At 41.5% G+C, this 23,221-nt stretch carries 20 protein-coding genes and 1 pseudogene; 4 read left to right on the forward strand and 17 right to left on the reverse strand.

What is annotated here, in order from left to right; translation table 11 throughout:
- Positions 1 to 54: 54 nt before the first annotated feature.
- Entirely contained in the window at positions 55 to 651 is a 597-nt protein-coding gene (gene pdxT / locus ACH33_RS09890) for a pyridoxal 5'-phosphate synthase glutaminase subunit PdxT (protein WP_057898870.1), read from the reverse strand.
- Positions 652 to 654: 3 nt separating this feature from the next.
- On the reverse strand, positions 655 to 1,539 hold the full coding sequence (gene pdxS, locus ACH33_RS09895) for a pyridoxal 5'-phosphate synthase lyase subunit PdxS (protein WP_057898871.1): 885 nt from the start codon (positions 1,537 to 1,539) through the stop codon (positions 655 to 657).
- Positions 1,540 to 1,938: 399 nt separating this feature from the next.
- On the opposite strand from pdxS, the gene ACH33_RS09900 reads away from it, so the two are divergent.
- Positions 1,939 to 2,451, forward strand: a complete 513-nt coding sequence (locus ACH33_RS09900) for an acyl-CoA thioesterase (protein ID WP_057898872.1) — start codon at positions 1,939 to 1,941, stop codon at positions 2,449 to 2,451.
- A gap of 100 nt (positions 2,452 to 2,551) precedes the next feature.
- Here ACH33_RS09900 and ACH33_RS09905 read toward each other — a convergent pair whose 3' ends face one another.
- The 12 genes and pseudogenes from ACH33_RS09905 to ACH33_RS09960 all read right to left on the reverse strand — a co-directional run bounded on the left by ACH33_RS09905 (position 2,552) and on the right by ACH33_RS09960 (position 16,937).
- A complete protein-coding gene (locus ACH33_RS09905) occupies positions 2,552 to 4,684 on the reverse strand; it encodes a DNA topoisomerase III (protein WP_057898873.1) in 2,133 nt (710 codons plus the stop codon).
- A 376-nt stretch (positions 4,685 to 5,060) separates the two neighbouring features.
- Positions 5,061 to 5,963 (reverse strand): class I SAM-dependent methyltransferase, encoded by a 903-nt coding sequence (locus ACH33_RS09910; RefSeq protein WP_057898874.1) that lies wholly within the window; start codon positions 5,961 to 5,963, stop codon positions 5,061 to 5,063.
- 346 nt (positions 5,964 to 6,309) lie between these two features.
- Positions 6,310 to 7,746, reverse strand: a complete 1,437-nt coding sequence (locus ACH33_RS09915; RefSeq protein WP_057900326.1) for an amino acid permease — start codon at positions 7,744 to 7,746, stop codon at positions 6,310 to 6,312.
- A gap of 454 nt (positions 7,747 to 8,200) precedes the next feature.
- On the reverse strand, positions 8,201 to 9,559 hold the full coding sequence (locus ACH33_RS09920) for an aminotransferase (RefSeq protein WP_057898875.1): 1,359 nt from the start codon (positions 9,557 to 9,559) through the stop codon (positions 8,201 to 8,203).
- A 40-nt stretch (positions 9,560 to 9,599) separates the two neighbouring features.
- Positions 9,600 to 10,733, reverse strand: a complete 1,134-nt coding sequence (ald, locus tag ACH33_RS09925) for an alanine dehydrogenase (RefSeq protein ID WP_057898876.1) — start codon at positions 10,731 to 10,733, stop codon at positions 9,600 to 9,602.
- Between the two features lie 30 nt (positions 10,734 to 10,763).
- Positions 10,764 to 11,387 (reverse strand): phosphate propanoyltransferase, encoded by a 624-nt coding sequence (gene pduL, locus ACH33_RS09930; RefSeq protein WP_408863344.1) that lies wholly within the window; start codon positions 11,385 to 11,387, stop codon positions 10,764 to 10,766.
- 139 nt (positions 11,388 to 11,526) lie between these two features.
- Positions 11,527 to 13,290, reverse strand: coding sequence for a sulfoacetaldehyde acetyltransferase (gene xsc / locus ACH33_RS09935; protein ID WP_057898877.1), 1,764 nt, complete (start codon positions 13,288 to 13,290; stop codon positions 11,527 to 11,529).
- A 227-nt stretch (positions 13,291 to 13,517) separates the two neighbouring features.
- Positions 13,518 to 14,378, reverse strand: a complete 861-nt coding sequence (locus ACH33_RS09940) for a DMT family transporter (RefSeq protein ID WP_057898878.1) — start codon at positions 14,376 to 14,378, stop codon at positions 13,518 to 13,520.
- A 102-nt stretch (positions 14,379 to 14,480) separates the two neighbouring features.
- Positions 14,481 to 15,200, reverse strand: a complete 720-nt coding sequence (locus ACH33_RS09945) for a GntR family transcriptional regulator (RefSeq protein ID WP_057898879.1) — start codon at positions 15,198 to 15,200, stop codon at positions 14,481 to 14,483.
- A gap of 88 nt (positions 15,201 to 15,288) precedes the next feature.
- Positions 15,289 to 15,534 (reverse strand): annotated as a pseudogene (locus tag ACH33_RS09950) (arsenate reductase); the annotation flags it as partial.
- Positions 15,535 to 15,709: 175 nt separating this feature from the next.
- Positions 15,710 to 15,964, reverse strand: a complete 255-nt coding sequence (locus ACH33_RS09955; RefSeq protein WP_156424041.1) for a hypothetical protein — start codon at positions 15,962 to 15,964, stop codon at positions 15,710 to 15,712.
- A 217-nt stretch (positions 15,965 to 16,181) separates the two neighbouring features.
- Positions 16,182 to 16,937, reverse strand: coding sequence for an SDR family NAD(P)-dependent oxidoreductase (locus ACH33_RS09960; protein ID WP_057898881.1), 756 nt, complete (start codon positions 16,935 to 16,937; stop codon positions 16,182 to 16,184).
- 158 nt (positions 16,938 to 17,095) lie between these two features.
- Here ACH33_RS09960 and ACH33_RS09965 point away from each other — a divergent pair, with 158 nt between their 5' ends.
- Complete coding sequence (locus ACH33_RS09965) at positions 17,096 to 18,403, forward strand: FAD-dependent oxidoreductase (RefSeq protein ID WP_057898882.1); 1,308 nt, start codon at positions 17,096 to 17,098, stop codon at positions 18,401 to 18,403.
- Positions 18,403 to 18,699 (forward strand): ferredoxin family protein, encoded by a 297-nt coding sequence (locus ACH33_RS09970; RefSeq protein ID WP_057898883.1) that lies wholly within the window; start codon positions 18,403 to 18,405, stop codon positions 18,697 to 18,699. Before ACH33_RS09965 ends, ACH33_RS09970 begins: the two co-directional genes overlap by 1 nt.
- A gap of 227 nt (positions 18,700 to 18,926) precedes the next feature.
- On the opposite strand, the gene ACH33_RS09975 is transcribed toward ACH33_RS09970, so the two are convergent.
- From ACH33_RS09975 to ACH33_RS09985, 3 genes are all read right to left on the reverse strand, one after another.
- Positions 18,927 to 19,613: a DsbA family protein gene (locus tag ACH33_RS09975; protein ID WP_057898884.1), complete on the reverse strand. Its 687-nt coding sequence runs from the start codon at positions 19,611 to 19,613 to the stop codon at positions 18,927 to 18,929.
- A gap of 57 nt (positions 19,614 to 19,670) precedes the next feature.
- On the reverse strand, positions 19,671 to 21,032 hold the full coding sequence (locus tag ACH33_RS09980; protein ID WP_236781851.1) for a D-serine ammonia-lyase: 1,362 nt from the start codon (positions 21,030 to 21,032) through the stop codon (positions 19,671 to 19,673).
- Positions 21,033 to 21,183: 151 nt separating this feature from the next.
- Positions 21,184 to 21,798: a TetR/AcrR family transcriptional regulator gene (locus ACH33_RS09985; protein WP_057898885.1), complete on the reverse strand. Its 615-nt coding sequence runs from the start codon at positions 21,796 to 21,798 to the stop codon at positions 21,184 to 21,186.
- 149 nt (positions 21,799 to 21,947) lie between these two features.
- Between ACH33_RS09985 and kynU the strand changes: the two genes are divergently transcribed.
- A complete protein-coding gene (gene kynU, locus ACH33_RS09990; protein WP_057898886.1) occupies positions 21,948 to 23,219 on the forward strand; it encodes a kynureninase in 1,272 nt (423 codons plus the stop codon).
- The last annotated feature ends 2 nt before the right edge of the window (positions 23,220 to 23,221 follow it).

Genomic DNA, 23,221 nt, shown 5'->3' on the forward strand with positions numbered 1-23,221 from the left:
GGCAAGCGCCCGCCGCTTCCAGCGTTTTCGCTTGCCGTCTTAAGCAATTTTAATTTATTGGGCAACGGCCGCTTCCTGTGTCCGGTACTCCCTGACCATTTCTAAGAAATAAGCGTGCATACGTTTGTCATCTGTAAGTTCGGGATGAAAAGAAGCACAGAGCAAATGCCCTTGGCGGGCGGCGACGATTTCGTCTTTATATCGCGCCAAGATGTCGACTTCTTCCCCTACTTCGCGGATAAGCGGAGCACGGATAAACACAGCGCGGAAATCTTCGGCAATACCTGCCACCGGAAGATCGGTTTCAAAACTTTCGCGCTGGCGTCCGAACGCGTTGCGTGCCACTTTTATATCCATCAGTCCAAGGTGTGTCCAGTCCTGCCCTTCAATTTCTCCGGCGAGAATAATCATTCCGGCGCATGTGCCGAACAAAGGCTTTTTCTGTGCAGAAAATTCTTTAAGCGCTACGTCAAATCCGTACTTTTTCATCAATTTGCCAATGGCTGTGCTTTCGCCGCCCGGAATGACCAAGCCGTCCAGTTCTGCTAGTTGTTCTACTCTTTTGACGGCGATCGCTTCCGCACCCGCCTGCTCAAGCAGGCGAATGTGTTCAGCGACCGCTCCCTGCAACGCCAGTACTCCGATCTTCATCGCTTACCAGCCCCGTACAGCCATCCGCTCGTTTTCAAGCAGGGACGCTACATCAATCCCTTTCATTGGGTTGCCCAAACCTTTGGACAGATGGCCGATTAATTCGTAATCTTCGTAGTGTGTTGTCGCCTCGACGATCGCGCGCGCAAATTTTTCCGGATTTTCGGATTTAAAGATACCGGAACCTACGAATACTCCATCGGAACCAAGATGCATCATAAGGGCCGCATCCGCCGGCGTGGATACGCCACCTGCAGCAAAGTTTACGACCGGTAATTTGCCTGTATCATGTACTTGCTTTAACAGTTCATACGGCGCACCGAGCGCTTTTGCTTCCGCCATCAGTTCATCCTCTGACATGCTCGCTACTTTGCGAATTTGGCTCTGCATCATACGCTGGTGACGAACCGCTTCCACGATGTTGCCTGTGCCAGGCTCACCTTTTGTTCGGATCATGGATGCACCTTCGCCGATACGGCGTAGCGCTTCCCCGAGATCACGTGCTCCGCAAACGAATGGAACGGTGAATTCGCGCTTGTTAATATGGAACACTTCATCTGCCGGAGTTAACACTTCGGATTCGTCGATGTAGTCTACGCCCAACGCTTCTAGCACCTTTGCTTCCACGAAGTGACCAATGCGCGCTTTCGCCATCACCGGAATGGAAACAGCGTTCATAACTTCTTCTATGATTGTCGGATCTGCCATGCGCGCTACACCGCCTGCTGCTCGAATATCCGCCGGTACGCGTTCAAGCGCCATAACCGCAACCGCGCCAGCAGCTTCCGCGATGCGCGCCTGTTCAGCATTTACGACGTCCATAATTACGCCGCCTTTTTGCATTTCTGCCATTCCGCGTTTTACGCGTTCTGTTCCTTGTTGTGCCATACTAATTCCTCCTGCCTTTTTCTTAAAATTATAATTGTCATAATGCTTTATATAACACTTAACTTTCTATATAGAGTGTTATGTATATCTCTTTTTCACAAATTGATTGTAGCGCGCATGTGTATATAACAGTCAACCAAAGTGTATAACACTTTCCTAAAAAATTGATACTTAACCGAAAAATCGTAAAAAATAAACTTATCATGAACCTGTTTTGAAATAATAAGATCGGTATTATAATGAATGATGTAGTCGAAGCATTTATGCTTATATTTTGTATCTATATACATCTGACGTAAGCTCTTTTCATAGCTTATGGTAAAAATTAAAGCGATGGACCCTCTCATTACAGGACAAATTGTATATACATAAAACTTTTATATAAGGTGTGCAATCAATATGGAAAAGAAATATGTAAAAGATTCAAGAGTCGTAAAAACAAGCATCGTTCTTCCTCCTGACACGAATCAACATGGTACGCTGTTCGGAGGAAAATTAATGTCTTATATTGATGATGTGGCCGCACTATCGGCGACCCGTCATGCCCGCATGCCAGTCGTGACAGCGTCCACTGATTCCGTTGATTTTCTTCACCCTATTAATCCTACGGATTCTGTATGTGTGGAATCGTTTGTTATTTCCACAGGCACAAGCTCGATGGAAGTGTTTGTGAAAGTGATTTCGGAAGGATTGTATACTGGTGAACGAAAAATTGCCGCTACTGCTTTTTTGACGTTTGTGGCGTTGGACGAGAACAAAAAGCCAGTGCCTGTACCGGGCGTGATTCCCGAAACAGAAGAAGAAAAAAAATTGCATGAACGCGCGGCGCAGCGCGCGCAGATGCGCAAGATGAGACGTGAAGAAAGCAAGCGGCTCGCCGAGTTTTTGACAACGAAAAAACCCTGGGAGTAGAAAAATGAAAAACTTGCGGGTATGCCCGCAAGTTTTTCACTACCTAGATACGCTTTATCCTGAATCTTGAATCATCAACAGTCTGCCTTATTCAAAAACATTATTCTTTGCTACTCTCCAGAGCCGCCTTCAACATTTCGCCCAGATTAGCCGTTAATCCTTCACTGCTGCTATACTTCTTAAGCAATGCACGTTCCTGGCGCTTGTTCATTTGAGCCCCTTTTTTGTCTTCCAGCATCTCTATTACATTGCACGCTTTGCACTGCAAAAATTTTCCTGCCTTTCCGGTACGAATCTCCATTTTTTTGTGGCATTGCGGACAACGTTTGTTGGACAGTTGTTTTTCCGCGGAGCGGCGGTAACCGCATTCACGATCCGGGCACACCAGCATCTTGCCGCGTTTTCCTTTGATTTCCCGCAGGTTCTGGCCACATTCCGGACATTTAGAACCGGTCACGTTGTGCGGCTTGTATTCGACATCGCTTTGGGTAATTTCTTTTACAAGCGCTGCCGCCTGACGGCGAATTCCAGAGAGAAAATGTTTCGCGTCCCCTTTGCCGCGTGCAATATTTTCCAATTGACGTTCCCATTTGGCTGTCAATTCCGGCGATCTCAATTCGTTTGCGACGAGCTCAATCAACTGCAATCCTTTTTTTGTCGGAAGCAGGCGGTTTCCTTGACGCTCAATCGTATCTATATTCAGCAACTTTTCGATAATATCGGCGCGCGTCGCTGGAGTACCGAGATTGTTTTTCTCCATTCTGGCAAGCAAATCGGACTCTGTGTAACGAAGCGGCGGTTTGGTAAGGTGACTGTGAATCGCGCTGTGCTTGACAGTCACACTATCCCCTTCATGCAACGATGGAAGCATTTGTTCCGCAGGTTCATCCTCTTCTCTGTCTTCGTTGGAAGAGGACGAATCTTTTCCGTATACTTCTTTCCAGCCGGTGTCTTTGACCGTTTTTCCCGTGGCATAAAACTCTTCACCTGTCACATCAATCGTTATCTGCACGCTTTCATAGCGGTGCGGTGGATAGAACAACGCGATAAAACGACGTACAATCAAGTCATACAATTTTCGCTCATCATTCGTTAAGTCGTTTAGGCGTACCGGCTCTTCTGTCGGAATAATGGCATGGTGATCGGTAACTTTGCTGTCATCGACAATACGTTTGGTAATGCGCAGCGATTTTTGTTTCAGCAGAGGACGCACCAATTGCGCGTACGGCCCTACTTCAATACTTTCCAAACGACTTTTTAACGTCGGTACCATATCGGTTGTCAAATAGCGCGAATCCGTTCGCGGATAGGTGACCAGCTTGTGATGTTCATAGAGACGTTGCAAAACATTCGCTGTATGTTTGGCAGAAAAGCCGTATCGTTTGTTGGCGTCGCGTTGCAGTTCGGTCAAATCATATGCCAGCGGTTGCGGCTCTGTTTTTTCGCTTGTTTTAACCCGTATTACTTTACCGGTTTGTCCAGAGACTTTTTGATCGATCGCTTGTGCCGCCTCTTTTTTAAAAATGCGGCTATTTTGGTTCATGCCTGAGCGCCACATACCTGAGAATGCACCAAAGTCCACTGTAAGCGTCCAATATTCGGTCGGCTTGAACTTTCTGATTTCCTCTTCACGTTGAATGATCATTGCCAGCGTTGGCGTCTGTACCCGGCCCGCAGCCAATTGAGCGTTATATTTTGTGGTGAGCGCCCGTGTGACATTCAGACCGATAAGCCAGTCAGCTTCCGCACGGCAGACGGCTGATTCGTACAAACTATCATATACCGAACCTGGTTTTGCGTTTGCAAATCCTTCGCGTATAGCTTTGTCTGTCTGCGAAGAAATCCAGAGGCGCTTGAACGGTTTCTTCCACTTGATCATTTCCATAATCCAGCGAGCTACAAGTTCCCCTTCCCTTCCAGCGTCCGTTGCAATAATAAGGTCTTTAATGTCTTTTCGTTTCGCAAGCTGGGAAATCGCCCGGAACTGATGCGAGGTTTCTCTGATGATCTTAAGCCGCATACGCTCGGGTAAAATCGGCAAATCTTCCAGCTTCCACGTTTTATACTTCGGGTCGTAATCCTCTGGCTCTGCCAATTCGACCAGATGGCCAAGCGCCCAGGTAACGATATATTTTGGGCCTTCCATATAGTTTTTATGTTTCTGATTGCAACCAAGCACGCGGGCGATGTCTTTCCCTACGCTCGGTTTTTCAGCTAATACTAACGTTTTCATATTTTCCCACCCGTGTCTTTTTTCATATTCATAAAAAAGAAAAGCCTTCTGTCTGAAAAGAGAAGACTGTACATACTCGCGATCTATCCTCCAGCACACTCGATGCTTCATGTGGTGATCTAGCTTCTATCTTTCCACTGCACCACATTTTGTAAAGAAATGCCAAAACAGCAAACGTACAATATACAAACCCATGATTATTATAGGTTCTACGCAACTTTTTTGCAAAATTTAATTTTTCATATACAAAAAGCTATCCTTTCTGTACCATTTCACAGAAAAGATAGCTTATAGACAGACGAAAAATACTCTGTTGCTGAGTGAATACGTTTGTTGTTATTTTGCAAAACGCTCAATATTGGGAGAACATATTTTTTTACTCTACTACTGCCCTCGCCAAGTGCACATGTTTACTTGCATAATAGCCGTCCGTTCGACTCTGAAAATAGCGTTCTTGGATATCGGATGGGCTTAAGTTCTCATGAAGACGGAGCCCTAAACTTTTCAGTTCAAAAGCCAGTGTTGACGGGTCAAAGGTCGTTTTGATCGGCTCGCCTATCTTTCGTAAATCCTCCTGCATCTCTTTCATATGTGGAGTAGCTTCTTCTGGTACAAAGTAATCGAAAATAACCGCACTGCCCACGGGGGCAATATCGGTAATGGAACGCAGCGTTGCGAACACTTCGTTTCGAGTTAAGTACATTGTGACACCTAGCCAACTAAAAAAACTTTTAGTCTGCACGTCATACGAAGTTCCCTTGAGTGCATCAGCCAAACTCTCCTTTGTGAAATCTACAGGTACAAAGTGAAGGTTTGATGGGATTTCCCACTCTAATTCAGCCAGTCGATTAAGTTTGAAGGCTTGTGTGGCCGGATGGTCAACTTCAAATACCTGAACCTTACTTAGAAGATCTGGACGACGAAAAGCAAAGGTATCCATCCCAGCCCCGAGTATCACATACTGCTTCACCCCTTGTTTTATAGCCTGCTCAAGGTTATCTTCCGTATATCTTGAACGGCTAAGAACATTAGGTAACCCCATGGCTTGCAATAAAGACGGCAAGGGATTTGTCGCCTGGTCGGAGCATGTCGAGTTACTTTCGGGAACATTAATCTGGAGAACCCTAGAAAATCCTTGTTCAATGAGTGCACGTCTTTCCTCTGGTATCAAACGATAGGCTAGAAAGTCATCAAAAATTTTTGGGGTATCATTCATAGCATGGTAGGCACGTAAGTAGGCGGTCATTATTGCAGTAAGACTGACTTGGTTTTCTTTCATTTAAATATCCTCCTTTTAGAGTCTATCTCCTTAAGAACTGAGAGATAACATCTAAAAAGAAGTATACCAAACCCACCCCCTTATGTAAATTATTAAAATTTTATAATATCATAAAAATAAAATTTTGTCAAGGTTTCATTTCGAGAAATCGCCGAGAAGAGGCCCCATTGTTAAAAGCAAGCAAAAAACGGGGCCTTCCCAGCTTACTTATAGGAAAACCCCTCTTGTTTTATTCTTTAAAATCTACTTATGAAGATTAGGCATATTCTCCAGTTTAAGAATTATCTTATAAATGTAAGCGTTAACAAAATGATGCAGAACCATAATCGTTCCGAATCGGTCTTCACTAAGAAGCATCAAGGTCTTCCTTCTTGTACTGTATACCATTCCAATCATTAGCGTTAATCCTATGCTTAACCTTAATCTGATAATACACTAACAGAATGACTAACCAACCGATTCCCCCAAATACGGAGATTCTCGTTAAAGGGGAAGTTGCAATCGCCAAAAAGGCTATAACTAACATTAGCAGACCAATAATTGGTAAAACAGGCCATAGAGGCATCCCAAATTGGAGGATTTTCTTTTCTTTGTTGGCCCGATGTCTGAAAACCAATTCGCTCACTAAGATCGTACCCCATGTCCATAGTGAAGCAAAAGCAGAAGCACTCGTTATCCAAACATACACATTTTCAGGTGCCAAATACGTAATGACAACTCCTATAGAAATCATTGCTGCCGTCATCCAAACCGCTATATGAGGCACTTGATTCCGATTCAGCTTAGTAAATTTGGGAGAATATAGTCCCTTACATGCCATACCATAGAGCATTCGGCTACCGCCATATACACCAGTATTACAAGAAGAAAGGGCAGATAAAATGATAATCAAATTGACAAGCCCTGCAGCTACTGGAATACCAATTTTCGTAAACATTAGAACGTAAGGACTTACGTTGCTCTCAAGTATGTAAGTCCATGAAAATGCGCTCAACGCAATCAAAATAGACCCAATATAGAAGAAGGAAATCCGAATCGTCACGGAGCGGAAAGCTTTGCGCATCGTCTGTGCAGGATCATGGGATTCTCCTGCTTCAACACCCAGCGTCTCAATTCCACTATAGACTTGTACAATCAGCGAAATCGTCGCAAAAACCCCTGGCCAGCCATGCGGAAGGAAACCACCATTTACCCAAAGATTGGTTAAGCCAACAGCGTATCCATCATTGAAAACTCCCGTAAGGATGATCAGTCCGCCGAAGATCATAAATACAACGATGGCGAAAATTTTCAAAACAGCAAACCAATATTCTACTTCACCGAAAATTCGTACGGCAAGCATATTAGAGAGAGTAAAAAGAATAAGCCCAATCAGCCCAGGTATCCACGCCGGAAAAGTTGGAAACCAATATTGTACTAAACTTCCGATTGCAGCAAGTTCAGACATGACAGTGGCTATCCAATAAAACCACCACATTCCCGCTGTCAAGAACCCCATCCGGACACCCAGAAGATCCCCGGCGTAATGACTAAATGAGCCGGCAACAGGGTTTTCTACGGTCATTTCACCAAGTGCTCGCATGACAATGGCAGCAAGCACACCGCAAAGGATGAAAGTGATTAATACCCCTGGACCAGCCAATTTTACAGCCGTAGTAGATCCGTAGAATAAACCTACCCCAATTACCCCTCCAATTGCCAGCATTTGAATTTGACGATTTGATAGGCTGCGGTTAAGTCCATGTGACTCAGTTGCTTGAATTTGTGATTCTTTTTCAACCATTGACACAGATAGCATCCTCCTTTATCAAAATACAAATTTGAATCCTGATAGGTCAGCTGTCCCTTTTACGAATATGGTAGAATCAACTCTTTTTTTTGTAGAAAAGAAATGAAAAATTTGGTATACTATAGATACATATCCATATATTCTTAAATCTTGAAAACTGAATTATAAATTATATAGGGTTGGTTAGAGGAAACGGTCTGACCGTAAATTGATTCCTGTGAAAAAGCAACTTTTCCGAATGCAGCTTGTACACTGCTTATCCTCATGCTATCTGTAAGTACATCATAAATTCTAAAAAAGCATGTTTTACGGGAATGGAGATTGTCACGAGAGCATCCACCTTGCTTAAGCATCTTTTATTCTGTTCAAACAAGGTGGATTTCTACTCCGTTTTATTCATTAATTATGAATGATATGTTTTACAGTGTCCTCTTTTAATTATCATTACTTAGCACAGTTGATACAAAACAGTCTTTACCGTATCTACTACAAAACGCAAATCTTCTTCTGTTGAAGAAAGTGGTGGGGCAATAATTAGTACATTATTATATCCTGGAACCGTATCACCATTTCGGCCAATGATTAATCCTTTATTTTTGCAAGCAGCGATAATAGCTCCCATAAATTCTTCTGAAACCGGAGTTTTTGATACTTTATCTTCCACCAATTCAATACCGTATAAGAATCCCACTCCACGAACTTCTCCTACTTTATCTAGCTCGATTAAATCATGTAATTCGCCTAAGATGGTTTTGCCTAATTGCGACACACGCTCTACAATGTTTTCGTTTTCTATAATTTCAATGTTTTTAAGTGCTACCGCGCATGATGCGGGATGTCCGCCGTACGTAGAAATATGGCGCAAATGATTGTTCGAGCCATTTTCTTTGAATTTTTCGTAAATTTTAGAACTCACAGCGGTAGCTCCCAAAGGAAGGTATCCACTTGTCAGCCCTTTTGCCATTGTTACAATATCCGGTTGTACACCTTCCGAATGCATAAATCCAAACATTTTACCTGTTCTACCAAATCCGGAAACAACCTCATCTACTATTAGAAGAACATCATATTTCTTACAAATTTCAGCAACACGTTTTAAGTATTCGTTGGATGGGATGATGACACCACCGCCAGAGATGAAAGGTTCAAGAATAACACCGGCTACCGTATCAGCACCTTCCCAATTAATGACCTGCTCAATATAGTCAGCTGCCAAAAGGTCAGAATTTTTCGCGTTCTCTCCAAATAAAGAACGATAGCTGTACGGTGGTGGAACATGGATGAATCCTGGAACGGCAGGATCGTATTTCATTCTTCGATTAGCTTGGGCTGTTGCACTCAACGCACCGAGAGTTGAACCATGATAAGCGCGATATCTGGATATAAATTTGTATTTTCCTTGGTTTCCATTTTGTGTATGATACTGACGAGCAATTTTAAATGCAGTTTCATTTGCTTCTGAGCCACTATTTGAAAAAAAGGTTGTGTAAGAGCCTTGAAGAAGTTCACTAATTTTAGTTGATAATTGAATAGCTGGAATATGACTAAGGGTTAGCGGAAAATAAGATAAGTTCATCATTTGTTCATAAGCAGCATCCACAATTTCTTTGCGGCCGTGTCCTAGATTTAGGCACCATAGCCCCGATACGCCATCCATGTATTTGTCTCCGTTAATATCGGTAAACCAAGCTCCCTCCCCTTTCGTTGCAATCATTGGGCTTGCTTTCTCATTATAGCGGGACATAGCATGCCATAAATGCTCTTTGTCTTGCTCAATAAGTTTGTTTGTTTTCAGCTCTGTTTGCATAATGCAGCCTCCTCGTTATCTTTTATTTGAATCAAAATAACTAAATAGTTACAGGAGTATTACATAAAACAGAATCGATCGAATAATACTCGTACCCGTGCGCATCAGCAACTGCCTTGTACGTTATTTTTCCGTCAATTACATTAAATCCTTTCGCTAAAGGCTTGTTGTCCAAAGCTGCTTGCTTATATCCTTTCCCTGCAATTTGTAACCCATAAGGAGTCGTTACATTCGTTAAAGCGATTGTTGAGGTACGCGCAACAGCCCCGGGCATATTTGCTACGGCATAGTGAAGTACTCCATGCTTCTCATACGTAGGATTGCTATGTGTAGTGGTACGATCAATTGTTTCAATGGAACCCCCTTGGTCAACGGCTACATCAACAATAACCGAACCTGGTTGCATTGTTTTGACCATTTCTTCAGTTACTAGTCGTGGCGCACGCGCGCCCGGTATAAGAACAGCTCCAACAAGCAAATCCGCTTTCATTACTGCCTCTGCAATGTTATAGTTGTTTGATATTAATGTCTTTAAACGTCCTTGGAATTGATCATCCAGCTGACGAAGGCGAGCAGGATTAATATCCAACAGCGTAACATTCGCCCCCAGACCGATGGCCATCTTTGCCGCATTCGTACCTACAACACCACCACCGATAATGACAACTTCTGCCGGCGCTACTCCTGGTACGCCACCAAGCAAAACACCTTTTCCACCTTTGGATTTTTCCAAGAATTGAGCTCCAATTTGAATAGACATACGCCCGGCTACTTCACTCATCGGAGTCAGCAGTGGAAGAGTTCCATTATCCAGCTGAATCGTTTCATAAGCAATCGCAATAACTTCATTATCTATAAGAGCCTGCGTTAATTCAGGTTCCGCAGCTAAATGTAAATACGTATATAAAATCAAACCTTTACGAAAAAATCGATATTCCTCAGGAAGAGGTTCTTTTACTTTAACAACCATTTCAGCTGACCAAGCTTCTTTAGGTGTATGAACTATTTTTGCTCCTGCAGCCACATAATCATCATCCGTAAACCCACTGCCTAATCCCGCTCCAGTCTCTACCCATACTTCATGACCATTATCTCTGTATGCGCTTACAGAAGCAGGAGTCATCCCTACACGGTTTTCGTTGTTTTTAATTTCCTTTGGAACACCTATGATCATCCTTTATCCTCCTTCTATGAAAAGTACACTTCATTTTAAAATCCAAACCCGATCTTGATTGGTAAGCCCAGCAGCATTCGCCTCATCTGTGTCAATATGAAATTCCAGACGATAATCAGCACTTACTCTAATTTTCACATCGCTAAAGATAACCCCTCTCTTCGTTTGCGATACGACGTGCACCTTTTCCCTATCATGAACTTGAAACTGCCGGGCATCTTCTTCAGACATATGAATATGTCTGCTTGCAATAATTGCCCCTTCTTTTAAATAGATCGAGCCTTTGGGGCCAATGATCGTAATTGGACTACTTCCGGCAAGATCACCTGAATCCCTAATTGGGGGGGAGATCCCCAAACGATGGGCATCGGTTAGGGATACTTCCACTTGTGTAGTGCAGCGAGCGGGGCCCAGTATTCTTACCTTATCTATAGTGCCTTTAGGTCCAGCAATCATTACGCTTTCCTTTGCCGCAAACTGACCAGGCTGGGACAATTCTTTATGAATCCTTAGTTGATATCCTTTTCCAAACAAAATATCGATATGATCAAGGGAAAGGTGAACATGTCTGGCTGATATACCTACAGGAATCGTATTTAGCTCCAATTGATATGCTAAAGATTCTGTAAGGTTTTTGTTACTTTGTTCTATTATTTTCCTCATCATACCCCATCCCTTTCCCATTTCCTTACACTTATATATAAATTTACTTTGAAGCTTCGACATTTCCCCTCACTCCATGAACGAATGTCGATGTATGATGATGAGCCATTTGCTAGAGAACAACGTAACATTACCAGTTTCTATAATCTAAGTGTGCGTATTTTTCTAACAAGCGAACTGGCATTCTTAACGCATCTTTTCTAAATGGAGGAGCTAATTGCGTGCCATCTACTTGAATATCAATAACCGTAGGCTTATTCGATTCAATCGCTTCTTGAATTACGGCCCCTAACTCATCGGCTTTCTCAACTCGAATACCGACAGCACCCATAGCACGTGCCACTTCAGCAAAATCAGGGTTATCAATATCAGCTCCAACAAAGCGACTGTTATAAAAGTCAACCTGATTTTTCTTTTCCGCGCACCATGCTCCGTTATTAAAGACGCAGGCCACAACCGGTATCTTCTCCTCTACTGCTGTGCTTACTTCATGTAAGCTCATACCCCATGCTCCATCGCCGACAATCGCAACAACCGGGCAATCCGGTCTAGCAATTTTAGCCCCCAAAGCTGCCGGATACGCAAAGCCTGTATTGCCAAATGTAAGAGCTGCAATATGTTTCCGACCCTCATTAAATTTGAGATACGCATTGGCTGTAGAAGAAACGTTTCCAATATCTGTTGTCACAATTGCGTTTTCAGGTAACACTTTTGTAAGTTCTAATAGAGCTCTGCGAGGATTAATCGGATTTCCTTCTACCATAGCCAGATCAATTAACTCTTGTTCCCATGCCTGTTTTTCATTTGCAACTTCTAACAAGCGATCGCGATCTTCTTTTCGGTTTGGCGCAATTTCTCTTAAGCGTTTCATAATTTCTTCACTAGCCGCCCGTGCATCCCCGATAATTCCCACTTCAATCGGATGTGTACGCGCGATATTCCGTGGATTAATATCTATTTGAATGATTTTTGCTGTCTTCGGGAAATAATCAATGTCATAACAAGGCAGCGTTCCGAATACGGATAGACGTGTGCCAATCGCCAGCACAACATCCGCTTTCGCCAAAGTCCTCATCGCTGCTTTGGAACCCATATATCCGATTGGTCCAACAGCTAAAGGATGATTAGCCGGGAATGCATCGTTATGCATATATGAAACCGCTACCGGTGCTGTTAAGTATTCGGCAATGGCTTTCACCGCATCAATCCCATCGGAGTCAACCGTACCCCGACCAGAAATGATAACGGGATTTTTCGCTTCTATTAACAATTGGACTGCTCTTTCCAGCGATTCCGGTGCTCCGCATCCACGAGCATCGACACGATATTGATGAGGCTCAAGAATTTGGTCTTCCAGTTCACCATAGAAATAGTCACGAGGGATATCGAATAAGACGGGCCCCCGTTCAGCATACGCAATACGGAATGCTGTTCGTAAACAATCAGCGACCCGACTTGGATGTGTAACACGTACTGTCTCTTTTGTAATCGCTTTAAAAACAGAGACCTGATCACATTCTTGGAAACCGTCCCACCCAATAGTGGGAGTTCCTGCAGAAGGAGAAATAACAACCATAGGAGTATGAGCTTGATAAGCAGCTGCTACCGAAGTTACCATATTGGTAATTCCAGGACCATTTTGTCCAATGACAACCCCAGCTACCCCGCTAATACGGGTATATGCATCTGCCATGTGAGCTGCGCTTTGTTCATGTCGAACCCCGATAAAACGAATACCTGCCGTAGGAAGTAAATCTAACATATCCATGAAAGCGGAGCCTAAAATTCCGTTAATATGGGTAACTCCCTCAGCTACCAAGGTTTCTACGATTGCCTCGCTTGGTGTCATTTTTACTTTTGTTCCTGTTTTGATTTTTGATTTTACCTTTTCCATGATTTCATTCCTCCTCTGAATTGATAGAATGACTATTTATTTTTTGTCATATGTACTGGAGCTAACATCATGACATCCGTACTAGTATTTATACATCATGATGTCAGTACCAGTTGTTATCGTTATTGTATCCCCTGTTAAAAGTTAAGTCAATACATTATTTTAAATTTTTAAAAATATAGATCTATTTTAAAATATCAGACTTTTTATATTGTACTTTCCTTTATCTATCCAATCACAACAAATGTTACTCCTATTACAATCGTGCTTGCCGCTATAATACGTTTCCACCCATATCCTTCCCGTAGAAAATAAATGCCAAATATCGTTCCGATTAAAATGCTAAGCTCCCGGATAGGAGCTACATAACTAATAGGGGCTAAAACCATAGCACTAAGAACCAATATGTAGGCTAATGAATTGAGAATCCCTACCCCAATAGCTTCCCTCCGGTGTGTTTTCCATTCATAACATATACCTGCCCAGGACTGCAAGGCAACGGGAGTCAGCACTATAAAACGTCCCAGTGTGGTTAAGTAATCCAATAATAAAGGAGGGATTAAAAGATAGCTTACCACATACTTATCCCACAATGTATATGCAGCAATAATCATACCTAAAAATAATCCATAATGAATCGCTGATAAAGCCTTGGTGTCCTTGAATATTGTAAAACCTCCCGTCAAAAAAAAGACGCTGCCTACAATTATTCCGGTACCAATAAATGCAAGCATAGAAGGTTGTTCGTTAAATAATAAAATAGCCATGATGGTTACAAGCATTGGACCAAGTCCACGTGCAACAGGATAAACCAAAGAAAAGTCACTTTTTGTATATCCTTTTTGCAAAATGACAAAATACAAAAGATGAAGAAAAATACTACCTAATACATACACAAAACTCGTATTTTCTCCCGTATACGGTTTTAAAAAAAGAAAGATACATACAATTGGTGTATAAATAACAGTCCCAATAGCAGTAAAAAGCCATACAAATGCGATTCCTCCTTCTGCGCGCTTAGATAAAAAATTCCATGTAGCATGAAGAAACGCTGAAACTAAGAGAAGCATGACAGCTATATACGACATAACAAACGCCCCCTTCATACAAATGACTTTCTAGTATAACAAAAAAGCCCACCTATTCGGGAAATAAAAATGAGTTATACCGAACAAAGTGGACATATAAACTCAAACTAGCAGGTTCGGTTTTCGTGACATCTTCATTACAAAGGAATACATATCAGCACGAAAGAATCCTTTATAATACTCTACAAGGTTGCCATCTGGATCTGTAATCATGCGCTCGGTAATCAACAAACAAGTAGATTCTGTAACACCTAAATGTTTTGCCTCTTCCTTGGGCAAATAACCACATGTAATAATTTGTTCTGCCTCCCAGAAATGAATGCCTAGTTCCCCTTCCAACACATCGTATAAAATGGTTTTATTTAAATCGTATTGCGCTAATTTCTCACCAATTTCCATAGGATAGTAATGATTCTCAATTGCAATAGGGACATTATCTTTTAATCTCAAACGTTTAATATAATAAGATTCATCATGGAAACCACTCACGTTTTCGATATTCTCAGGCGTAGAAACAATTCCGCTATCTAACAGCTTAATGTCCATCTTTTTAATCGTTTCAGTAAAACTAGTTATCCGCAACCATTCTTGTACAGGCTTAAGCGATACAAACGTTCCTTTGCCATGTTTTTTTTCTAAAATTCCTTCGCGAACTAAAGCGGAAACTGCTTCCCTAACCGTACTTCTACTAACAGAGTACATTTCCATTAGTTCCCTTTCACTTGGGATTTTTTCCGTATACTGTCCCTGCAATATCTGATTTTCTAATATATTTTTTAACTGAACATGCAATGGTATCGGATTTTTAGCATCTAGCTCCATAAACATCCCTCCATATTCAAAAAATTTCAACTCATCATGACATAGGTACCAATTTATAACTCCATTATACAAATGATAAGTAAAACAATCAATTTTCATTTGTCTCTGTTATAAAACAAAAACGCTTCATTCTATCTTCAATTTCATCGCGTACACGTTGGAACACGTCCCACTTCTCTTCCTCTGTCCCGGTAGCTTTGGCTGGTTCGTCAAATCCCCAGTGTTCACGCTTCACATGAGGAGGAGTCACCGGACATTTATCATTTGCATCGCCGCAGAGAGTTATCACATAATCAGCTTTATTTAATAATTCTGGAGCAATAATGTCGGAGGTCTAAGGCGAGGGAGCAAGTCGATGGTTCCGTTGTTCTGGACAATAGTGAACAAGTAGGTAACCCCTGAACAAATTCCCTGGAAAGGCTTTAAAGATGTCGTCAATCTTTATTCCATTGATGAGGGAACCGACGACAGATGAAAAGCCATCTGCGATTATAATACAGATGGCTTTGTTATAGGACCTTTAAAAAAACTTGAACAATTTCAATTTTATCCCACAAATCTTTTATGTTTTTATTGTCAAAAATGTTTTCTAGTAATTCGTTATATGTTGCACTTTCTGTTTCCAGGCCATCAGAACTTACGAGAATCCAACCCTGTTTAGTTCTACTTAGGTAATAGGTTACTCCATTATAAATAAACTCGAATTCTCGTCCAATTTGCAAATCTCTTTTCATATCATTATAGCTATATTCTTCTTTGTACAAGTTTACCATCTTTTTTTCTATCTTTTCAGGTGGTTTTTTTATTATTCATTATTCAGAGATTATACGTTTTGCAACATCCTCCATCAAGTTAAGAACATGATATAAAAAGGCAAAAAAATGACCATCCTTATTTAGTGCGAATCTAAAAATGAAAGGATGGTCTTTACTTTGTCTTTCCCTACATTAATCGCCCCAAAAAATAGATTGGATACCTTAACTAAATCAAACTGCCTCCATCAATATAGATTGTCTGCCCTGTAATATAGTTAGAAGCATCAGAGGCCAGCAGCACAACCACACCTGACAAATCGTTCACTTCCCCCAAGCGCTTGATTGTTACTGAGGAAAGGATCTTGTTATAAAAAGACGGATTAGCCAGCTCTTCTCTATTCATATCCGTTTCAATATATCCCGGTCCGATGGCATTGACCTGGATGTTATAGCGAGCCCATTCTTTAGCCAGCGCTCGCGTTAAATTAATCACTCCAGCCTTGCTCGCGCAGTACGGAGCAATGGCAATTGCTCCTGCTGCCCCGGCAACGGAAGCCATATTGATAATTTTTCCTCCATTCTGCTGTTTCATCACCTTTGCAACGGCCTGGGAGCAGAAAAAGACCCCTTTTAGATTGGTATCGACGACCTTGTCCCAAGCCTCTTCTGTCACTTCAAGGGCAAATTTTGTGAGCCCGATTCCCGCGTTATTGATCAGGATATCGATCCGGCCAAATTCTTTTTTCACCATTTCTGCCATCCGATGCAAACCGGCAATGTCTTGGACATCAACCGCTAAAGCAAGGGACTTGCGGCCCATTCCGCGAATCTTCTCAGCCACCAATTCTCCTTCCTCTGCTTTGCGGCTTACAACCACCACATTTGCTCCATGCTGAGCGAGCGCTAAAGCCATCCCCGCTCCCAAACCTTTGCTGCCTCCTGTCACGATGGCCACCCGGCCCGTCAAATCAAACGTGTTCACGGATTCTCCTCCTCTATCGAGTTGTTTCAATGCTTGACCTTTATGTGATTAGCCAACCTTTATCACTCAAAACATCGAAAGGATGATCGATTTAGCAGTATAAAACCTTTCAGAAAAACAAACAGTAAAAAAAGACGCTTTTTGAAAGGATGAGATGTATGCAGGACACGTATGACGCGATTGTGGTGGGAGCCGGGCCATCCGGATCGGTTGCTGCTTATATAATGGCGCGTGGTGGTTTGAAAGTATTACTGCTGGAGAGGGGAACGTATCCGGGCAGTAAGAATATGTTCGGCGGTACGATTTATGCCGTGCCGACCGCTGAAATTTTCCCAGAGTTTTGGGAAGAAGCGCCATGGGAACGTGCTGTCACAACAGAATATTTATATTTTCTTGATGACAATTCTGCGTTTCAAATCGGATTTACAAACCAAACCTACGGAAAGCCACCTTATAACAAACTGGTCGTTCACCGTGGTAAGTTTGACAGTTGGTTGGCACAGAAAGCGGTAAGTGAAGGGGCAGTATTGCAAACTCATTCACTGGTTACTCGATTGTTATACTCGGAACACCGATTTAGTAAGGGAAGAGTCCAAGGTGTTGAGCTGGATAATGGACAAAAATATTATGCTGATATTGTCATCTTGGCAGAAGGAATTAACGCATTCTTGACAAAACAGGCCGGCCTGCGCTCCGATATTCCTGCCGAGACAGTGAAGCTATATATAAAGCAGGTATTCCGTCTGCCTCGTGATATTATGGAAGAGAGATTTCATCTTGATGGTGATGAAGGAGCAGTATATGGATTTGTCGGATACCCGACTGCAGGCATCATTGGGAAGGCTGGCATCTGGTTAGGCAAAGAAACACTAGGACTTATCGTCGGTGGCTTTTTAAATCAGCTAGCGCAGAAAAGGATGAGCCCTTATGAACTTTTGGAACGCACGAAGCGCCATCCGATGATTAGCCGCCTGCTGCGTGGTGCGGAGCCGATTGAGTATGCGGCACACATGATTCCAAAAGGCGGCTTTAAAATGATTCCGCAGCTTTATGATCATCATTTGCTCGTCGCAGGTGATGCTGCGACAATGGTCAGCGGCAGGCGCGGGACGGATTTAGCTATGTTATCAGGCAAGATGGCGGCGGAAATCGCCTTACAGGCACATGCCAAAGGCGATTTTAGTCAGAAGATTTTAGCTGGATACGGATGGAAAATTAACGAGAGCTTTTTTATGAATGATATTCGCGCTAAGAAAAATTATGATAAGTATGTAAAGAAGTATCAGGACAGCGATTATTTAATCAGCCGGGCGATGAACGAGTTTGGCTCAGCATATTTTCGTGTCGATATGAGTGCTGAGCAGGATAAAATGAAAAGAATTCAACAAGAATTGAAGCAAATGCAACTTCCCTTGAAATCAGTAAAGGACGTCTGGCAGGCGCTTCGAAATTGGGAGGTACTGTAATGCAAAATAGGGGGATTACACGCACCGATATGGCGCCGATGGAACTGGTGCAGCGCATTCCTGCTGACCAAACGTTTATTGGAATCATCGATCCGAAAATCTGTCTAAAAAAATGCATCGATAAACCCTGCACGTATTTTTGCCCGACACAAGTATACCGGTGGCAAGACAATCGAATTGAGATTGATCAAGAACGCTGCATTGAATGCGGTGCTTCCATTATGGGGTGCCCTTATCATAATATTAACTGGGAGTATCCACCAGGAGGGACTGGCGTAATGTTTCAACACACGTAAACATTTCCATAAAAAAGCCATTTATAAATGATAAAATAAGGTATAATGGTGAAATTAGCTTAGAGTGGTGAAGGGCATGAAAAAGATATGTCGTATTTTCACGATGAAAAACAGAACATTCATGAGTAAAGCAGCTCCCCTCGTTCTAGCCAAGGGTAGCTGCTTTAGTTTACAGAAAGGTGGCGTTGCTCGGTATCCCTTCCAAACGACCCGGGAATCTCACGACTTCAGCCGCGTGGAGTGTCAACAGCCTTCAATTCTTGCTCGATAGCAGCTTTCATATCCTCATAATGAATGGAATCTATTTTCTTCCCGTTAATAAAAAACGTAGGTGTGCCAGGAACAGATGCTGCCTCCCCTTGTTTGGCATCCTGCTCGATTTCAGATAAATATGTTTTATGTTCAAGATCATGTTTCAACTTTTCATAATCGACTCCAGGTACGTTTCTTTTGGCTAGCTCAACCAAAAATTCTGGTGTTGCCCATTCCTCGTTTTCCTCCCCTTGTTTTTTATAAATGGCAGAATAGAATGTCCAGAAGGCTTGTTCATTTTGATGATAAATCGCTTCTCCCGCCGCAGCAGCTGTATAAGAGTCAGCACCAAGAATCGGAAAGTTCATAAACACAAACTTAACTTTTCCTGTATCAATAAATTCCTTTTTTAGCAAAGGGAAATAAACGTCCTCCCATTTTGCACAAACAGGACATTTGAAGTCAGCAAATTCAACAATTTGTACCGGAGCATCTTCTTTTCCTATGTAGGGCTGATTCTCATACGAAAAGTGATAAACCTTCGTTTTTTCTTCCGGTTTGGAAAGAGTGTAGAAAATTAAAAAAATACTCAGTCCTATAATTAAAAAGATAATCGTAGCTATGACTAGAGTTTTCCTATCGTTCTGTTTTTTCTTTGCCATTATATCCCCGCCTAGTCTGAGCTTCCCTGAACGATTTTTTAAGGAAAGCCATTCGTTTTACTGCCAGTTTATTAATAACTCTTTTCCTTTTTTATAATCTTGCCTTATTATATCTCTCGGAACCATGCTACCTCCGGTTGCCCACATAATATGTGTTGCATTTTTTATTTTATCTTTAAGCTTCTGTTGGTGAATATAATCTTGCCCTTTTCTTATGAGCGAAACAGGCCCATAAACACCGGCCAATGCAGATGGTTCTAAATGAATATTTTCTTCATCGATCATCATACTTAATAACCTGTACAATTGTTCGTCGGAAACTGTATAGCTTCCGCTTAAAAGTGGCTCCATTAATTTCCCAACAAATCGAGAAGGTCTTCCTACAGCCAAACCGTCAGCAATCGTTTTATTATCAATTCCAAAGTCTTGAACAGACACCTGATCATGAAGGCCTGTCACTAAACCGAGCAGCATACACGGAGAATGAGTTGGTTCTGCAAAAAAGCAATGAACATTGTCTTCATAGATCATTTTTAAGCCGAATGCAACTCCACCTGGTCCTCCACCGACTCCACAAGGAAGGTAAACAAATAACGGATGATCTTCATCAATTTTAATATTCATATTTTCTAATTGTTTTTGTAGTCTTAAAGCCGCTACCGCATAGCCTAAAAACAGATGTCGAGAGTTTTCATCGTCAATGAAGTAGCATGTCGGGTCTTGTAACGCTTGTTTTCTTCCTTCTTCTACCGCTTTTGAGTAATCCTCTTGATACTCAACGACTGTCACCCCATGTTTTCGCAGCAAATCCTTTTTCCATTGTTTGGCATCTTGTGACATATGAACCGTCACTTGAAAACCTAATTTTGCACTTATAATTCCGATGCTTAAACCGAGGTTTCCTGTTGAACCTACTGCAATGGAAAATTGTGAGAAAAACTTTCGGAATGATTCACTATCTAACTTTGAATAATCGTCTTCTAAGGATAATAGACGATGTTTTACCGCAAGTTCTTCTGCATGCTTTAACACTTCATAAATGCCACCACGCGCCTTGATTGAACCGGAAATCGGAAGATGACTATCAAGTTTCAAAAAAAATCGACCTGGAATATCAAGACCATAAAATTGTTCAACAGCCTGTTTCATTCTCGAAATTTCAACAAGTGGAGACTCAATCATTCCGTTTTGCCCACGTGTTTCAGGAAAAACATGCTGAATATAAGAACGAAAACGATGAAGCCGAGCCTCTGCTTCTTTTACATCCTCTATCGTCAAAAAGCAGCCTGACATCGCCTCTTCAACTGAAGTATGGTTTGGATTTTTCCAAAACACCTCATATAAAGAAACTAACTTATTTAAAAGATTTATTTCACATTTCCATTGTTCGATTGGCTTTCCCATTACTAATTTTTTCATTGTTCATCCTACCTTTATTTTGTCTCTAATAATTATACCATTATCATTCTAAGCCGAAATTTGTTTTTAGTAAGTGCCGTGTTCACTAAATTTCTTTTTAGTCAATGATTGAGATGGAACAGCTTTTGTTTCAAAAGAGCCAAACGTTTAACTATACATACAATCCACTCGTGTACATCGTCGTCAGGTGAAGGGCAATCTCATCTATTGATGATTCTTCTTGATTAACAAGCTCCCACATAAACATTTCATTCGCATAAAACCAAGCTCTTGCCACAAGGTTTGAATTCAAATCTGTTTTCGCTAACTTATTTTGTTGAGAATATTGAATATCTTCGGTAATCCGTTTAATAAAGCGTTCGCGAATTTCTTGCCACTTTTTTTCTATAATCGGTGATACTCCAATGGCTTCCTTTACAACTTTCATGATTTTCCGTTCTTGAACAGCAAGGTTTAAAAAAAGTCGAACTTGATGTTGAATCATGTCATAAGCTTCTTTCTTTGTCTTCGGTTCAAATGGACATTTCGCTACTTCATAAAATTTCTCCATCACATGTTCCATTAATTCCATAAATATCTCGTCTTTATTTTGAAAGTACACGTATGCTGTACCGTAACCTGTTTTTGCTTTTTTAATAATTTGCGAGATGGTTGCTTTTTGAAATCCATTTTCCAGGAAAACCGTTAAACTAGCCTCTAACAATCTCTGTCTAGTCTCTAGTGCTTGTTTTTGTCTCGTTGTTAGCTTCGCAATCTCATGTTTCACCTTTTCTCAACCCTCTCAATCTGTTCTCTGCTAAACTGTTAGCCGCTTTTTCTATATTACTGACATTATATCATTGACATAGTATCAATGAAAACTTATATTTTAATTATTAAGAAATGAGGCAAAATTATATATTTGGAGTGATTCCTATGAGCTTAACACGTGAAAACGCCCAACAATTGGATCAAAATGATCAACTCGCAAAATTTCGAGATGAATTTTATGTGCAAGATGGAATTATTTATCTGGATGGCAATTCTCTTGGACTCTTGTCAAAGCGTGCCGAAAAGTCCCTTCTCTCCATCCTAGATTCTTGGAAAACATACGGGATTGACGGTTGGACAAATGGGGAATATCCCTGGTTTTATTTGTCGGAAACTTTAGGCAAAAAGATGGCTCCATTAGTAGGTGCCAAAGCGAATGAAGTAATTGTAAGTGGTTCCACGACCGTAAACTTACATCAATTAGTCTCATCTTTTTATGAACCAAAAGGAAAAAAGACAAAAATTTTAGCCGATGAATTAAATTTCCCTTCAGATATTTATGCATTAAAAAGTCAATTGAAACTAAAAGGTTACGATCCTTCTGAACACTTAATTCGTGTGAAAAGTCGTGATGGTCTTACACTTCACGAAGATGACATTATTGAAAAGATGACCGATGAAGTTGCTTTAATTGTTTTACCCAGTATTTTATACAGAAGCGGACAAATTTTGGATATGAAACGTTTAACAGAAGAAGCCCATAAACGAAACATTCTCATCGGGTTCGATTTATGTCATTCGATTGGCGCTATTCCCCATGCGTTAGACGACTGGGGTGTCGATTTTGCTTTCTGGTGCAATTATAAACATATAAATGGCGGCCCAGGAAGTGTTGCAGCCCTTTACGTAAATCAAAAGCACTTCGGAAAAAGACCTGGCCTTGCTGGCTGGTTCAGCTCGAAAAAAGAAAAGCAATTTGATATGGAGCATACGTTAACACCTGCTGAAGATGCCGGAGCCTATCAGATTGGCACTCCCCATGTTTTAAGCACTGCTCCCTTGATCGGCTCTCTGGAAATATTTCATGAAGCAGGGATTGAAAACATCCGAAAAAAATCTTTGCAGTTAACACAATTCATGATTGATTTAATAAAACAAGAGCTCAACGATTATGGCTTTTCGCTTGGTAATCCGCTTGAAGACAATAAACGAGGCGGGCATATCTTTTTAGAACATAAGGAAGCAGCAAGAATTTGTAGAGCGCTAAAAGATGCGAAGGTCATTCCTGATTTCCGTGCTCCAAACGGTATTCGTTTGGCTCCCGTTGCCCTTTACAATACATTTGAAGAAGTTTGGCAATCGGTTCAAATCTTAAAAGATATTATGGAAAATGAACGCTACAAAAAATATGAAAACAATCGAGAAGTGGTGGCATAGCA

The sequence above is a fragment of the Aneurinibacillus sp. XH2 genome, assembly GCF_001439585.2.
In the GTDB taxonomy this organism is placed as follows: Bacteria; Bacillota; Bacilli; order Aneurinibacillales; family Aneurinibacillaceae; genus Aneurinibacillus; species Aneurinibacillus thermoaerophilus.